This is a genomic window from Clostridium sp., from assembly GCF_029267215.1.
Taxonomy (GTDB): Bacteria; Bacillota; Clostridia; order Clostridiales; family Clostridiaceae; genus Sarcina.
Genome location: NZ_JARIDH010000040.1, coordinates 13,380 through 30,261, shown reverse-complemented (window position 1 = coordinate 30,261; position 16,882 = coordinate 13,380). Strand labels below are relative to the sequence as shown.

Annotated in this window: 11 protein-coding genes; all 11 read right to left on the bottom strand. The window is 28.7% G+C overall.

Annotated elements, in window-relative coordinates; all coding sequences use genetic code 11:
* Positions 1-179 precede the first annotated feature (179 nt).
* Positions 180-1,277 (bottom strand): tetratricopeptide repeat protein, encoded by a 1,098-nt coding sequence (locus tag Q1K13_RS06725; protein ID WP_300348711.1) that lies wholly within the window; start codon positions 1,275-1,277, stop codon positions 180-182.
* Between the two features lie 390 nt (positions 1,278-1,667).
* Entirely contained in the window at positions 1,668-3,395 is a 1,728-nt protein-coding gene (locus tag Q1K13_RS06720) for a phospho-sugar mutase (RefSeq protein ID WP_300348710.1), read from the bottom strand.
* 165 nt (positions 3,396-3,560) lie between these two features.
* Entirely contained in the window at positions 3,561-4,166 is a 606-nt protein-coding gene (locus tag Q1K13_RS06715; RefSeq protein WP_300348709.1) for a 50S ribosomal protein L25, read from the bottom strand.
* A gap of 128 nt (positions 4,167-4,294) precedes the next feature.
* Positions 4,295-6,022, bottom strand: coding sequence for an alpha-L-fucosidase (locus tag Q1K13_RS06710; protein WP_300348708.1), 1,728 nt, complete (start codon positions 6,020-6,022; stop codon positions 4,295-4,297).
* A gap of 37 nt (positions 6,023-6,059) precedes the next feature.
* Complete coding sequence (locus Q1K13_RS06705; protein ID WP_300348706.1) at positions 6,060-7,076, bottom strand: alpha-hydroxy-acid oxidizing protein; 1,017 nt, start codon at positions 7,074-7,076, stop codon at positions 6,060-6,062.
* A gap of 36 nt (positions 7,077-7,112) precedes the next feature.
* Entirely contained in the window at positions 7,113-7,556 is a 444-nt protein-coding gene (locus Q1K13_RS06700) for a 2-thiouracil desulfurase family protein (RefSeq protein WP_300348704.1), read from the bottom strand.
* 420 nt (positions 7,557-7,976) lie between these two features.
* Positions 7,977-10,130, bottom strand: coding sequence for a stage V sporulation protein D (locus Q1K13_RS06695; RefSeq protein ID WP_366522620.1), 2,154 nt, complete (start codon positions 10,128-10,130; stop codon positions 7,977-7,979).
* Positions 10,131-10,392: 262 nt separating this feature from the next.
* Positions 10,393-12,753: an endonuclease MutS2 gene (locus Q1K13_RS06690; protein ID WP_300348701.1), complete on the bottom strand. Its 2,361-nt coding sequence runs from the start codon at positions 12,751-12,753 to the stop codon at positions 10,393-10,395.
* A 13-nt stretch (positions 12,754-12,766) separates the two neighbouring features.
* Entirely contained in the window at positions 12,767-15,118 is a 2,352-nt protein-coding gene (locus Q1K13_RS06685; protein WP_300348699.1) for a U32 family peptidase, read from the bottom strand.
* 242 nt (positions 15,119-15,360) lie between these two features.
* Entirely contained in the window at positions 15,361-15,855 is a 495-nt protein-coding gene (locus Q1K13_RS06680; RefSeq protein WP_300348697.1) for a carboxypeptidase-like regulatory domain-containing protein, read from the bottom strand.
* A 92-nt stretch (positions 15,856-15,947) separates the two neighbouring features.
* Entirely contained in the window at positions 15,948-16,832 is an 885-nt protein-coding gene (locus Q1K13_RS06675; RefSeq protein WP_300348696.1) for an MSCRAMM family protein, read from the bottom strand.
* Positions 16,833-16,882: the final 50 nt, after the last annotated feature.

Genomic DNA, 16,882 nt, shown 5'->3' with positions numbered 1-16,882 from the left:
CTATTGTTTTATTTCTTATACTTGCCATTTACTAAGCTATACATACATATTTTCTATTAAATTATTTTTAATGTAAAGTAATTTTAATTTCCACTCTTTTTTAAGTAAATGTTAATTTTAGATATAACTTTAAGACTATCTTAATAAGCAGTTTAAAGTTTCTACTCAATAAATATAGATTATATTAGTTTATTACTTTTCATAAATGTTTCAATCTCTTTTACTATTTCATCATCTTTATTTAAGGCCTTTGCTATGTCTAAATGTTGTTTTGCTTCATCAATCATACCTGCATTTAAATAACAAACTATTAAATTGGTACAAACCTCTATATCCCTTGTACTTTCAAATGCTTTTCTTAAATATTTAACAGCCTCATCATATACTCCAAGTGAAGCATAGTTTATACCCATCTCATTTACAGCTTCAACTATACTACTATCTATAGCTAAGCACTCGTTTAAATAGTAAACAGCTTTTTCAAAGTTTCCTAATCTTCTATATGCTGTTGCTATATAGTATCTTAAAATTGCATTATCCTCAAACTTATCTGCTAAAGGAAGAAGTCTTGCTAAAGCTTGTTCTGGCTCTTCAATTAACTCTTCTTTTCCTTCTTCATAGTTAGCTGAATCTTTTATTTCATTAAATAAAACCTCAACTATATCATTTCTTTCTCCACCCTTATTTAGGTACTCATTTATATCAACATAAGCCTTATCAAACTGCCCCATATCATTATAAGCTATTGCAGAATAAAGATATGGAAGGGCTAAATCGCTTCTATTAGCTTTGCACTTATCACAAATTTCAAGTTGAACATCATTATAAGATTTATTTCTCTCTCTTAATGATTCGCATATAAGCAATAAATTTTCATAAACTTCTGTTTCATCTGAAATTTCATTTAATCCTTTTAAAAGCATAAATGATTCAACCATATTCTCTTCTTTAACTTTTTCAGCAATTATTGTTTTTACACAAGGAATTGCATCATCAATTAACCCAATTAAATTTTTATAATCCTTATTAAATCTAAAATCCTTATCTCCACCTAAAGCAAAGAACATACCCTCCACTAAGTAATTTATAGGTAATGATTCTAATTTATACCCACTTTTTATATCATTTGATAAATGTCTTGGGTCAACAGGAACATATAATTCCTTAAGATTTAAATCCTTAACACTTTTACCTAAACTCTTTACAAGTCCATTTCCATCAATCTCTAAAAATAGCAATTGTGATAACTTTTCTTTTGCAAATGTATTAAAACTCATATTAAAACTCTCCTTATATAAAATATATTATTCTCTAAAATAATTTTTATTTCATTTTAAATACCATTTTAAATTTGGGATTTGTTTTAAACTAGTGTTGATTTTAGCTATCCTTTAAAACCTACTTAATTCAGTTCCCTCTAAAATAAACACTCTCTTAAAACAGAACCTAAATTTTTGATCTTTATAAAAACAATTTTCCAAATTTAAAATCGAAGTATATTCTACCATAAAACAAAAAATTCTTCATCTCACATAGTTATATATTATAACACTTAATTTTATTTTTGGTATGAAATTTATTTTTAATACCTATTGCTCCCTTGTCTCATCTAAAATTTATAAAAAAATAAAAAGAGTTGTATCTAAAATACAACTCTTTAAATATAACTATTTTAATTTTTCGTTTATTACTTCCATTATAGAATTTTTGAATGTTTCAGTTTTTTCTGCTGAATCTTCTAAACTTGACCCTTTTACTGATAAGTAAATTTTCATTTTTGGTTCAGTTCCTGAAGGTCTAACAACAAACCATGAATCATCTTCTAAAATGTATTTTAAAACATTTGATTTTGGAAGTTTTATTTCTTTTTCTTCTAAAGTTAAATTGTTTAATTCTTTGCTTAATTTATAGTCAAAAGATGTAACAACCTTAGCACCATTAATTTCTTTTAAAGCTTCATTTCTTAAAGCATCTATACATTTAGCAATTTTCTCTTGTCCTTCTTTTCCAGCTAATTCTATTGAAACTAAGCTCTCTTTAAAGTATCCATACTTATTATAAAGTTCTATTAATCCATCATAAAGAGTTTTTCCTTTAGATTTATAATATAAAGTCATTTCAGCTATTAACATTGAAGCTACAACAGCATCCTTATCTCTAGCAAATGTTCCTGCTAAATATCCATAACTTTCTTCAAATCCAAATAGGTATTGATTTGAACCTGATTTTTCAAACTCTTTTATTTTTTCTCCAATATATTTGAAACCTGTTAATGTGTCTATTAATGTTACTCCATATTCATCAGCCATTTTTCTTACTGACTCAGTAGTAACTATTGTTTTTATAACAGCACCATTTTCAGGTAATTTATTCATTTCTTTTAATGAACTTAAAATATAGTTAGTTAATAACATTCCTGTTTGATTTCCAGTTAATACTTGATATTCACCTTTATTATCCTTAACAACAACACCTATTCTATCGCAGTCTGGGTCTGTTCCAAAAATTATATCAGGTTGAATTTCTTTAGCCATATCTAAAGCTAAAGCAAATACTCTTGGATCTTCTGGATTTGGATATGGAGCTGTTGGGAAGTTTCCATTTGGTAATTCTTGCTCCTTAACAACAGTAACATTTTCATATCCTAATTCATTTAATATTCTTCTTACTGGAAGATTTCCTGTACCATGGATTGGAGTATATATTATTTTTAAATCTTTAGCATGTTCTTTAACTAAATCTTCTCTGATTGTTAAAGTTTTTAAACACTCCATATATTTATCATCTATATCTTTTCCTATATAAACTAAAAGACCTTCTTCTAAAGCTTTCTCTTCAGTCATAGTTTTTATGTTTGCATAATCTGTAACTTTATTAACGTATCCAATAACAGCCTTTGCTGGAATATCAGTTAACTGACATCCATCATCACCATATACCTTATATCCATTATATTGTTTTGGATTGTGTGATGCTGTTATAACAATACCACCTTGACAATTTAACTCTCTAACAGCGAATGAAAGCATTGGAGTTGGTCTTAAAGATTCAAAAAGATTAACTTTTACACCGTTTGCACAAAGAGTTAAAGCAGCTGCCTTTGCAAATTCTTTAGACATATTTCTTGAATCATAAGCTATTGCAACTGATTTTTCCCCAGCATAATTATCATTTAAATAATCAGCAAATCCTTGAGTAGCTTTTCCAACTGTATATATGTTCATTCTATTAGTTCCAGCACCTATAACCCCTCTTAATCCACCTGTACCAAAATCTAATTCTTTGTAAAATCTATCTTCTATATCTTTTTTATCTTTTATTTCTCTTAATTCTGATTTTATTTCTTCTGAAATAATAGTAGAGTTTAACCATTCTTCATATCTTTTTTTATACACTTTACTATCTCCCCTTTTGTATTTTTAATTAAGAAATATGTATTATATTTCCACACATATTATACTACATAATTATCCAATATCAAAACAAAAAATTAAGAATGGAAATTTTTAATTAAAAATCCATTCTTAATTCACATTTAAACTTTCTTAAGCTAATTTTCCTTATTCTTTTTTAACTTTATTTTCTTCTACTTCTTCGTTAACATCCTCTTGGGTAACTATTTTTTGTTCATAACTTACAGATGCTAAAACTGAATTTAAATCATCAACGATTGAAATTTCACTTCCAAACTCAACATCAGAAACCTTAAATTGATCTCCTGGTTTTGCATCTCCAACATTAATTTCTACACTCTTTGGTATATTTGAAGGTGAACATTTAACCTTTATGCTATCTCTATCCTTTTGAAGAACAGCACCAATTTTATTTATAAATCCTTCTCCAACAAAGTTTACAGGAATACTAGTTACTATCTCTTCATTTTCTTCTACCTTTTCTAAATCTATATGGATTACTTTTCTACTTACAGGATCTCTTTGTACTTCTTTAATTAAAGTGTTTACAGAACCTTCTGGTGAATTTATCTCTAAAAGCCCATGCTCCCCACTTACAGAAAGTGCATGGTTAAGCTCTAACTCTCCGATTTCAAATAAGAAATTATTTATTCCCTTTCCATATAAAACTCCAGGAATAAGTCCTTTTCTTCTACATTGTCTACTTGAATGTCTAGTCTTTTTTTCTCTTTGATTAACATTTAAATTTTCCATTATCATCCCTCCTTTTCGTATTATTTCCCAAAGAAATATTATTATTCATAAATCTTCTCTATTTTTACAAACAATACAAATACAAAAAGTAAGTTAAATAAAAAAATTTAAATCTATTCAAAAAAGCATTATTTTATTAAAACTGAAACCTTTCCTTTTCTCCCTACTTCTCCACCTATACAATCACTTAAATTCAAATAAAATTCTCTTTCTTCACTATTATTATTTTCTATAATATTTATTTCAAAAGTTTTCTCTACCTCTTCTTTATTAAATTTTAATGTACCTGACCAAGTTTGATAATCAATTCCACTTAAGGCTGTTCCTTGTAAAGTGTCATAATTAATCTCAACTTCATTTTTAGTATTTCCACTTCTTATAACTTTAAAAACTGCTTTCTTTTTATGCCTATTTATAATATAGCTCTCTTTTTCAAATTCTATAAATGACACTTTTTTATCTTTGCTATTTTTAAAATCTATCTTTTCTTTTATATAATAAGGTTCCTTGTAAACTCCAATATTATTTATAATAGGAACTTCCAAAGACTTTTTAATATTAACTCTTATTCTTTTACTTTTATTCTTTCCAACCTTTAAACACCTTTTATACCCTATACTTTTACCACTAAATACTAATTCCCAAAGACCATTTTTTAAAACTTCTACATCAAATTCTAAAACTCTCTGACCTAAAGGAATATATTCTTGTATCATAATAACATCAAACTCAACCTCTTTTTCAAAATCAATTTCTATGATTTCATTTTCACAAGAATTTCCAACCCAATAAGTATCATAATTTCCATCAACTATATTGTTCTTATTATATTTTCCCTCTGAAAAACTACTTGAAACTTTTAAACTTGTATTTAAACTTAAATTTTCTGAAAAGGTATCTCTTATTGCTTTTCCAAACTCTTTTATTCTACTAACATCATTTTTATGAAACTTTCCCTCTTTATTTGGAGGCACATTAAGTAACAAAACTCCATTTCTACCAACAGATTTATAGTAAATATCTAAAAGTTTCTCTAAGGACTTAACTTCATTGTCTTGATTTTCATGATAAAACCAACCTGGTCTTATAGAAACATCACATTCTCCTACAACCCAATCTTCCCCTCCTATTTCCCCTTTATTTAAGTATTCAACATCTTCACCTTTTTTCATATTTGATATGCTTATAGTGCTAAAGCACATTTCTCCAGCATACCCTTTTTCATTTCCTATCCATCTAATATCTGGACCTATGGGACTAAATATCAAACAATTTGGTTGAATTTTTTTTATAAACTCAAACCATTCATTAAATTTATAATCTTGTTTTACATTAGAACCTTTAGCCCCATCCATCCAAATTTCTGATACTTCTCCATAGTTAGTAAGAAGCTCTTCTAATTGATTAATATAATATTGATTATACCTATCTCCTGTTCCATAATACTCTGAATGTTGATCCCAGGGTGATAAATAAAAGCCTATTTTTACTCCATAATTATGACAAGCATCTGAAAATTCCTTTACAACATCGCCCTTTCCATCTTTCCAAGGACTATTAGCTACACTATGCTTTGTATATTTACTATTCCAAAGGCAAAAACCATCATGATGTTTACATGTTAATATAATCCTTTTAAATCCTGCTTCACTTAATATACTAACCCACTGCTTTGTATCAAGTTCAGTAGGATTAAAAATATTTGGATTTTCACCTCCATCTCCCCACTCCATTCCTGTAAATGTATTTATTCCAAAATGAATAAATGCTGTAAGTTCTTCCCTTTGATACTCAACTTGATTTTTACTTGGAACCACTCCAAAGCTTTTAACCTCTAAAAAATTCACCTTTTCCATAAAATTCTCCCCAATACCCCTTTCTAAAAACACTAATTTATTTTTTATATATTATTCTTTCATCTATATCTTCTATTGAATTACAACCTGTTAAAACCATTGCTGACTTTAACTCACCTTTTAATCCATTAACATATTCCTTAACACCCTCTGATCCTCCACCAAAAGTAGCTGTTACAAAAGGTCTACCAATCAAAACACCATCAGCCCCTAAAGCCAATAATTTTAAGACATCAACTCCATTTCTAACCCCACCATCAGCTAATATTTTTATTTTTCCTTTAACCTTCTCTACTATTTTAGGTAAAACTTCTGCCACCCCTGGTGTTTGATCTAAAACTCTTCCTCCATGATTAGATACAACAATTGCTGATACCCCTGCTTCCACAGCCAATTCAGCCTCATCTGGAGTCATTATTCCCTTTAATATAAATGGAAGTTTTGTTGAACTTACCAATTCTTTTATTTCTTCTAAATTTTTAGGTTCAACTGGTTTTCCATGCATAGCCAAAGTAATAAGACCTGCTGCATCTACATCTACACCCACAGCATATACTCCAGCCTTCTCAGCCATTTTAATTTTCTCTATTACAACTTCATTTTTCCAAGGTTTTATAAATACAATCCCTTGTCCATCATATTCCTTCATAACTTCTAAGTTAGTAGTTAAGCATAAATCAACGGCAGTATCTCCTACCATAGGATATATATTTCCATCTATACATCCTTTAACTACCCCTTCTATATATTCTCTCTCTGAAACTTCTCCACCCATATTTAACATAGTTCCTGTTATAGGTGCTGCAAATACAGGTATATCCATCTTCTTACCAAATAATTCAACCTCTGTTGAAGGATTTTTAGCATTGTGTATAGTTCTCATATTAAGTTTTACTTCATTTAAAGCTTCCACATTACTAATAAAAGCTTCCCCTGTACCTTTTCCTCCCATACCAGGAACTTCCCCAGCACAAGCTACTCCATTACACACCTTACACACTCTACAAGTCCCTTTATATAATTCTCTTGCCTTACTTTTGATTTCTTTATTCATAATAAAAATCCTCCTATTAAAATATATTTAATTAAACTAAAAGTCATTTTCTGTTTTAACCTTAAATCCATTTTGAAGTAATAATTCAGAAGTTATTCCATTTCCTTCTTTTTTCTCCCCATTAAACTTCCCAGAACATATAACCCCTAATCCACATGATGGACTTTTAGTTTTTAAAATAACATACTCTGCATTTATTTTCTTAGCCATACTCAAAGTTTTATAAGCACCTTTTATAAAGCTTTCCGTTAAATCATCCCCATCTTTACTAATAACCTTAGCTTTTCCTTCAAGAACATCTTTTCCTGTACCACCAACTATTTCACAAGAAATTCTAGGTGTACTTAAACCTCCAAGTACTTCTGGACAAGCTAATACAGCCTTTCCTTCTTTAAAAATCTTTGCTATATTCTCATTTAAATTATTTCCACCGCTGTATTTACAGTTAACACCACACAAACATGCACTAATTAAAATCATAAAAATACCTCCTAATTATTAACTCATTTTATTATAATCCTTATATTGTAACAAAAAAAGTATTCTAGCCATACTACAAACAAATAATACTATAATCTCACATAACTATTCTTTAAAACATATTTAAATTAATATTCAAACTTAAATAGAAAGCACCTTCTCATATTAATTCCAAGGTATAAGTTCAAAATACAAAATTCAAAATTTTGATTTTCACTTATAATTAAACATGTCTTATTTGATAGCTAAAATCAACACTCTCTTAAAACAGAACGAAAAATAAAAGATTACACTAATATGACCTTTTTAAAATTATGCATCACATTAATATAATCTTTTATAATACTTTTAAATTTAAAAATTCTTATAAACTAATCAAATTTTAACTTATTAAATTAATTCACAAAATAAACTATGTTCTTATTCTCCAAGTTTAAACTTTATTTTCTTTCCAGACTTTATTACTTCTCCAACACTTATATCTTGTTCTTTTATTAATCCTTCTCCAGAAAAAACTCCTTTTATCCCTAGCTCTTTAATAATATCTAAAGCTTCCTCTTTACTTTTTCCTTTAAAATCTGGAGTAACTATTTCTTTTTCACTTCTATCAAATCTATCTCCAGCATAAATGGTTATAGTATCCCCTTTTTTCACCTTGTATCCAGGCAATGGTTTTATTGAAGTAATAAAAGTTCCATCCCCTTCTACAACATAATTTATTCCAAAATCATTTAATTTTTTCTCTCCACTACTTAGCTTATCTCCTCTTAAATCTGGAATAATTACCCCCTCTGTTTTTTTGTCTAAATCTCCTTCATTTAATGCTATATAGTTAAATATATTATAAAACAACTCCCCAGCATAAGGAGCTGCAACTATCCCTCCAAAATGCTCTCCATTTTTAGGATTATCAATTGCTATTATTAAAGAAATTTGAGGATTATCATAGGGTGCAAAACCTGCAAAAGAAGAAATATAACCTGCCCCATATGTTCCAGTTGAAGAATCTACTTTTTCTGCTGTCCCTGTTTTACCAGCTACTTTTATCCCTTCAATAGCTGCATCCTTTGAAGAACCATTAGATACAGTAGATTCTAAAGCTTCTTTTATTCTCTTAGTACTTTCTTCACTAACTATATTTTCTTCTATTTTAGGAGTAAAAATTTTATCTATTATTTTTGTTCCATTTTCATTAAGATAACTTAACTCCTTCATAAGATGAGGTTGAATTAAATCCCCACCATTAGCAACTGCATTTAAAGCTGCCATAAACTGAATTGCATTCATAGTATTAGTTTGTCCAAAAGATATTGTAGCTAAATCAACTGAGCTTATATCCTCTGTTTTCTTTATAATTCCAGTTGCTTCCCCAGATAAATCAATTCCTGATTTTTTTCCAAATCCAAATTTCTTAATATAAGAATTTAATTTTTCTGCTCCCAATTTCTTTCCCATCTCCATAAAAGCAACATTACATGAATTCTCTAGTGTTTGATTAAAGTTTTGAATACCATGTCCTCCAGATTTCCAACATTTTATTTTTTTACCTGAAACATTTAAACTTCCATCACAATAATAAACCTCATCTTTCCCAGCAATTCCTTCTTCAACAGAGGCTATGGAAGTTATTATTTTAAATATAGATCCAGGTTCAAAAGCATCAGAAACAATTGTATTTCTCCACATATTCTGAAGCCTATCAAATTCGCTTTCTCCACTAAACTTATCACTTCCATCATATGGCTTATTAGGATTAAATCCTGGTTTATTAACTAAAGCAAGAATTTCACCATTATTAGGATTCATTATAGCTATACTAACTGAATCTGCCTTATGTTCTTCTAAGGCTTTCTGAGCTACCCTCTCAGCAAAATACTGGATATTTTCTTCTATAGTAAGTGTTACATCTTTTCCATGAACTGGCGGAGTAAAATTTGATTCAGAGTATGGGTTTTCAGCACTATTTCCTGAAACTTCACTTACTCTCACCCCAGGAATTCCACTTAATTCTTCATCATAAAATAATTCTAATCCACTCAATCCAATTCCATCTGAATTAGTTGTTCCAAGTGTATGAGATAAAAAATCTCCATTTGGATAATACCTTTTATTATCCTCTGAAACAATAACTCCTCTTATTTTTAGTTCCTTAATCTTATCAGCCTTATCCTTTTCAATTCTTCTAACTAAAGTTGCTGAGTTTGCAGGATTTCCAGAAGGATAAGTGTATTCTAATTTTTCCAGAACCGCCTCTTCATCCATTTCTAAAACTTCTGAAATAGGTTTTGAAATATCTAGCATAGTTAAATCTTTATCTTCAACATACTCCCTTAATGTAACTAAATCTAAGTCTACTCTAAAAACATTGGCTGAAACTGCGAACTCCCTATCATTTCTGTCTAATATCCTTCCTCTTTTAGCCTCAATTTTAACTTCATTAGTCCATTGTTCCTCAGCCATCGCCTTATATTGCTTTGAATTAAAGAAAGTTATATACATAATTCGTGCTACCAAAAATAAAAATATTATAAATAAAAGACATATAAGTAAAAGTACCCTAGCCTCTTTTAGCATATTATTTTTCTTGCTACTCTTGTTTTTTTTCACCTAATTTCCCCCTAAAATTCCAACTTACATAATTTTCAATTTTAAATTGATTATAACATAAATACTTAAATTTAAATTTTAATAAATTGTATATAAAAAAGGAGCCTACTATTTCTAGTAAACTCCATAAAAATTTTATAAAAGTAATAAGTTTTCAATGAAAAATCAAAATATATTTAAATAAAATTTCTAAAAACTCTATAAAAAATTCTTAATCATATTAAAAAAATTATTTTAAAACTACTACAGTAACTCCTGTTCCACCTTCTCCATACTCTCCAAGTCTATGACTTTTAACATGAGGATGTTTTCTAAGCATTTCGTTTATAGCTTTTCTTAGTATTCCAGTTCCTTTACCATGAACTAGTGTAACTTCCCCTCTACCTGCTACATATGCATCATCTAAATACTTATCAGCAGTATAACAAGCTTCCTCTGAATCCATTCCTCTTAAATCTATTGAAGATGCAACATGTTTTAAGTTAAGTCTTGCCTCTCTCTTCTTAATTTTCTTTTCTTCTTTAGTTTCTTTAGCTACTCTTAAGTCCTTGGCCTTAACATTTATTTTCATAATACCAGCTTGAACTTGGACTTCCCCTTTGTTATCAGGTTTAGAAAGAACTATAACCTTTTGATTTATTGAAGGTAATAAAGCTTCCATACCAACCTCAATCTTTTTAAGTTCTTCCCCTTTTTTCTCTTCTTTTTTCTTTTGAAGTCTAGCCTCAGCATCATTTATTTTATCTCTAAGCTTTCCTCTTTCTAGTTCTAGCTTTCTTCTTGCATCACTAGAAATACCTAATCTTTCTATCTCTCTCATATTCTTAAGAATAGCATCTGCCTCTTCTTTTGCAGCATCTAAAATTTGTTTGGCATCTCTTCTTGCGTCAGCATAAACATTATCTCTTACACTTTCTATTCTCTCAAATTTTTCTTTATATCTATTTTTATATTTCTCTGCATCATTTTTTAAGATGGCAGCTTCTCTTGCATCATTTTCTGCCTTTATACTCTTTTCTTGAAGAGATTGTATTAAATCTTCAAATTGAAGAGATTCACTTGATATAGATTTTTTTGCATTTTCTATTATGCTATCACTTAATCCTAATCTTCTTGAAATTTCAAAGGCATTTGATTTACCTGGAACCCCAATTAAAAGTCTATAAGTTGGTCTTAATGTTTCAACATTAAATTCAACTGATGCATTTTCAACATTCTCTGTTTTTAAAGCATATCCTTTTAATTCACTATAGTGAGTAGTACAAATTACTTTGCAATTTCTCTTTCTTAATTCCTCTAAAATTGAAATTGCAAGTGCTGCCCCTTCTGTTGGATCTGTACCTGCTCCAAGTTCGTCAAATAATACAAAACTTCTATTATCTGCAACTTCCATAATCTTAACTATATTTGTCATACGAGATGAGAATGTTGATAAACTCTGTTCTATACTTTGCTTATCTCCAATATCAGCAAAAATCTCATCAAAGAAACTTATGCTTGAATTTTCAGAAGCTGGTATTAAAAGCCCACTTAATCCCATTAATTCTATAAGACCTGCTGTTTTAGTTGTTACTGTTTTACCCCCAGTATTAGGACCTGTTATAAGAAGTGTTGTAAATTCTCTTCCTAAATAAATATCTGAGGAAATAACTTCATCTCTTGATATTAATGGGTGTCTAGCATCCATTAAGTCTATTACACCCTCATCATTTACTATAGGCATTGTTCCACCTAAATCACTTCCATACTTAGCCTTTGCAAATATAAAATCTAACTCAGCTATTATATTAAAGTTTATTTTTATAACAGTTATATTTTTAAAGATTAATGATGACAACTCTGCTAAAATTCTTTCAATTTCAGCTCTCTCTTTTAACATTAATTCTTTTATTTCATTATTTAAATTAACTAAAGCTGTTGGTTCTATAAAAACTGTGGCACCAGTTGAACTTTGATCATGAACAAGCCCTGGAACCTGTGATTTATACTCAGCTTTTACAGGAATAACATATCTATCCCCTCTAACTGTGTATAAAGAATCTTGAAGATATTGTGCATTACTTCTTACTATGGCATTAACCTTATCTCTCACAGATGAGTTTTTATCTTTTAATGATCTTCTTATACTATATAGCTTATCACTGGCTGAGTCTGCAATCTCATCCTCACTTACTATAGCCTTTGAAATAGCATTTTCTACTCCTCTTAAAACTGTAAGTCCTTCTCTCATACCTTCTAATATTCTATGTTCTTCTTCCTCTTCTTTTCTATCTAAGAATTCAGAAAGTCTTCTTGTTACTCTAAGCATATTTCCTATTCTAAGTAAGGCTTCTATACTTAAAACTCCACCTTTTTCTGCTCTAGTTAAATTTTCTTTAACATCATAAAGCCCTTCAAAGGGAGGATTACCTTTTCTCATTAGAATATCTAAAGCTTCATTTGTTTCCTCTAAATGTTCCTTAACATCATATATTGAAGAGTATGGCTTTAAATCTAAAACCATCTCTTTGGCTGAACTAGTAATTGTATAGCCTTTTAAAATTTCTTTTATTTTATCAAATTCTAAAACTTCTAAAACTCTGTCGTTCATACTTTAATCCCCTTTACTCAACGCCTCTTTTAAAGTGACCCTTAGTATAGTCTTTTAATCTTAAAGCTTCTTCATTATTTAAAGCTTCAATAACCTTAATAACTTCATCATAACTTTCATCTATGAAATCTAATCTAAATGAATTTATTCCTAATGACTTAATTTCATCAATCTCTTGAATTAAGTTTACAGGCACGGTGTTATATATGTGTGATCTACAAAATATATCAGTTCTTATAATAAAATCTTGATTCATTCTGTCTCTTAATGTAAATAAACTACTTACACATTGGTTATCACAATTTCTTGTAGTAGATTTTCCACCAAAGGTACTTCCTATTGGACAGTATTCACTAACCATAACCTCTGGTCTACCATATACAAACATTTGAGCCCCTTTAGAATATTTCTTAAGCATTTTATTTAATTCTTTTTTATTTAGTTCTAAACTTAAACAACTTCCAATCATATGCTCATTGTAGAATTTCATTCCATAAGCATTGAATATATTAAGCTTATAATCACCTATTATATTTGTTTTATCTTTATATACATTTATTATTCCAGTATTAGCAGTAACTAATCCCTTAATTAAACCTAAGTTCTCATCTATTATTTTGCAAACAACATTAAACTCCTCTTTAATTATTGTTGGAACCTTTATATATAAATTAATCTCTTCATCTAAAACTTCTTTAATCGCATTTTTATTAAGCTGCCCTTGATTTTTTCCAAAGATATCTAAGGCAATATCTTTTATTCCACTATTTATACAAGCTCTTAACTGTTCCATAGTGTTTACAGTAACTAAAACCTCTGGCATTTCTCCAACTTTTTCATTTAATTCTATATCATTATGCTTTTTTAAAACCCTCTTATACTTTTGTATTTCAGAATTTCTTATCTCTTCTAAAACTTCTCTTCTTAAATTATTTATTGAGGAAATTGCTGAGAATCCATCTTCAAAAGTTACATATTCAATAGAATCTATTTGATAAGGAATATCTCCTGACTTTCTTAAGTTCTTTTCAACCTTTTCCTTATCCATAGGTCTATTTACTGCAACTTGAACCACATCACCAGTTTTCGTGAAATAATTCCCATTATATTCAACTGTAAGTTCCATAGGCTCATTAACTTTAAACTTCATATAAGCTTTTAAATTGATTTTTCTTTCATATGGATTTTCATAAGAAACCTTTAATTCATTTAAAAGTTTATTATCTGAAGTTTTATAAAGCTTATCATTAGCCTTATATTTCTTAGGAAATATCTTAACCTTATCTCCCTTTTTAGCTTCTGTAACCTCTTTATTACCCATAAGTATTTTACTTACAGTAAATCCATCATCATTAGTTCTTATTCCATCCTTTAATGATAAATCATCAACTAGAAGAACTTCTCCTGACTTTAAAACTTCTCCTAATAAAACTCCTGTATTTCTTGGAGTTTTAAATGCCATCATATCTTTTCCTACGTTCTTATACATATAAGCTGTGGAAAAACCTTCTCTATTAAATAACTTTTTAAGTTTTAGTTTATTTCCTTCTTGAGATTTTTTAATATTTCTATATGAATTCTCAATAGCTTCTCTATATGACTCTATAACTCCAGCCACATATTCAGGTCTTTTCATTCTTCCTTCAACCTTTAGAGAACTTGTTCCTGTTTTTATTAAATCCTCAACATTTTCAATTGTACAAATATCCTTTGGACTTAATAAAAATCCCTTAGTTTCTTTATTATCTTTTTCTCTAATTAAGGTATATGGAAGCCTACAACTTTGAGCACATCTTCCTCTATTTCCACTTCTTCCACCAATTAAACTACTCATTAAACATTGGCCTGAATAACAAACACATAAGGCCCCATGAACAAATATCTCAGTTTCAATTCCTAAATCCTTTGATATGTGTTTTATTTCTTCTAATGTAAGCTCTCTTGATAAAACTATTCTAAAGAATCCATTTTCTCTAAAAAATAATGCACCCTCTCCATTATGTATGCTCATCTGAGTTGAAGCATGGAGTTCAAAGTCTGGATAAACTTCTTTTATTCTTTTAGCTAATCCTACATCTTGAATAATTAAAGCATCTACCCCTATTTTATATAAAACACCTATGTAATCTATAGCCTCTTGAAACTCATTTTCCTTAATTAAAGTGTTTACAGTAACATACACCTTAACTCCATATGTATGGGCATAGTCAACAGCTTTTTCCATCTTTTCATTATCAAAGTTAGAAGCATAAGCTCTTGCTGAGAATTTACTTCCTCCTAAATATATAGCATCAGCACCTCTATTTATAGCAGCAATTAAACTTTCCATACTTCCTGCTGGTGCTAGTAATTCTATTTTTTCCATAAAATTTCATCTCTCCTACAATAACTAGGTTTTCCTTAGTTAATTTACTCAATACTTTGTATTATACACAATTGAAGCCCATAATTCCATATATCCTCTCTCTGCCGTAGAATTAATTATTTTTCTTATGAATATTAAATCCTTAAATTTAACTTTTTAAGGCTTTATAATATACAACTCCTCAAATAAGTAAAAATATAAAAATCAAACTAGCTTCTTAAAATTCTTTATTTTCTAAATATTTATTTTATAGCTTTTATTATATATGTACCTTCTTGTACATCAATAAAATTATATTCTCCAAAAAAGTCTGTTCTTGTCGATCTTAATGGCAAATAATGATTTTCACCAATAACTTTATATAAAACCACTATGGCATTAGATATTACTTCATTACATACATTAGTTATAACTCCATAAATTCTACTCTTCTTTTTTTTGCATAAGCATATTGTAAACTCATAATCACTAAATATACAAATATCAAATGATTTTATATAATAATCTTCCTTATAAATTATAAAATTAATATTTCCTTTTGGAACATTTGTAATAAAGACCCAAGAACCTAAACATGAATTCAATAAAATCCATTCATTTGAAACAGTTGATTTTCCGTAAACAGTAACATTTTTTAATGGCATTTTATTTTCATCTACTATGTTAATCTTTATACTTATTCTCTTTAGATTATTTAAAAGCATTAAAATAAATAATAATTTTAAATCTATAACCATAAAAACCTCACTTAAGATATTCTAAAGAGATTAAGAAAAAGGACTGAATTTTAATCAATCCTTTATTTATAATTAAAAATGAATTTATTATTTTAAGGCATATTAACATTTTCTGTTTGGTTAGATTTAACTTTGTAATTACCTTGAGGAACATTAATAAATAGATAAACTCCCGCTGTATTAGTTTTAGTAAATGCAATAGCAGTAAGTGATTCATCTGGATTAACTTCATAAAGTACAACGTCAGCTGCAACAATTGGCTGATTAAGATTATCTGTAATAATACCAGAAACTGTTCCTCTAGAGGCATTAGGATTTTGAGCTATTGTAATTAATGAAGGAACTATTTGTCCTGATTGCGTAATATTAACCGTACTTGTAGTCCCTATATATCCTAAAGCTGAAACTCTTATTGAATAATTACCTTGATCAAGTTCTCTAAATACAAACTGTCCATACTCATTTGTATAAGTTATAGCTTTTAATACTTCAGTGTCATCTGGATTAACTTGATATAAAGAAATTACTGCACCATTTATAGGTAAACCTGTTGTGTTATCATATAAGTCACCTGCTATTAATCCTAATTGAGCTGATGGTTCATCTAATAAGGTAAAGTTTTTATTAACTACTTGTCCAACCACTATACTAAATGATGTTCCTTGATTTAAGGCTTTACCTGTTGCCGTAGCAAAAATATTATATCCAGTTCCAGCTGGAACATTGTCTAAAGTATAAGTTCCATCACTTCCTGTTATAGCATGTAATAAAGGTTCATAATTAGCATCCATCAATTTTATTAATGAACCAGTAATAGGATTTCCAGATTCGTCTATTACTGTTCCTGTAACTTTTCCAGTATTATTTAATGGTTGAGGTTGCAATTGTAAGTCTAATCTTATCTCTTCGCCAACAGATTGAATAGTTTTTTTATCCGATTGTCCCAAAATATAAATATCTTGTTTAATAATAGCCATAAAACCTTACCTCTTCTTTTTATTTAATTCTATATATTATATGCATATTT

Coding starts and splice junctions, on each gene's coding strand:
- Q1K13_RS06725 (WP_300348711.1), bottom strand. CDS start 1,277: ATGAGTTTTAATACATTTGCAAAAGAAAAGTTATCACAATTGCTATTT.
- Q1K13_RS06715 (WP_300348709.1), bottom strand. CDS start 4,166: ATGGAAAATTTAAATGTTAATCAAAGAGAAAAAAAGACTAGACATTCA.
- Q1K13_RS06710 (WP_300348708.1), bottom strand. CDS start 6,022: ATGGAAAAGGTGAATTTTTTAGAGGTTAAAAGCTTTGGAGTGGTTCCA.
- Q1K13_RS06705 (WP_300348706.1), bottom strand. CDS start 7,076: ATGAATAAAGAAATCAAAAGTAAGGCAAGAGAATTATATAAAGGGACT.
- Q1K13_RS06700 (WP_300348704.1), bottom strand. CDS start 7,556: ATGATTTTAATTAGTGCATGTTTGTGTGGTGTTAACTGTAAATACAGC.
- Q1K13_RS06695 (WP_366522620.1), bottom strand. CDS start 10,130: ATGCTAAAAGAGGCTAGGGTACTTTTACTTATATGTCTTTTATTTATA.
- Q1K13_RS06690 (WP_300348701.1), bottom strand. CDS start 12,753: ATGAACGACAGAGTTTTAGAAGTTTTAGAATTTGATAAAATAAAAGAA.
- Q1K13_RS06685 (WP_300348699.1), bottom strand. CDS start 15,118: ATGGAAAAAATAGAATTACTAGCACCAGCAGGAAGTATGGAAAGTTTA.
- Q1K13_RS06680 (WP_300348697.1), bottom strand. CDS start 15,855: ATGGTTATAGATTTAAAATTATTATTTATTTTAATGCTTTTAAATAAT.
- Q1K13_RS06675 (WP_300348696.1), bottom strand. CDS start 16,832: ATGGCTATTATTAAACAAGATATTTATATTTTGGGACAATCGGATAAA.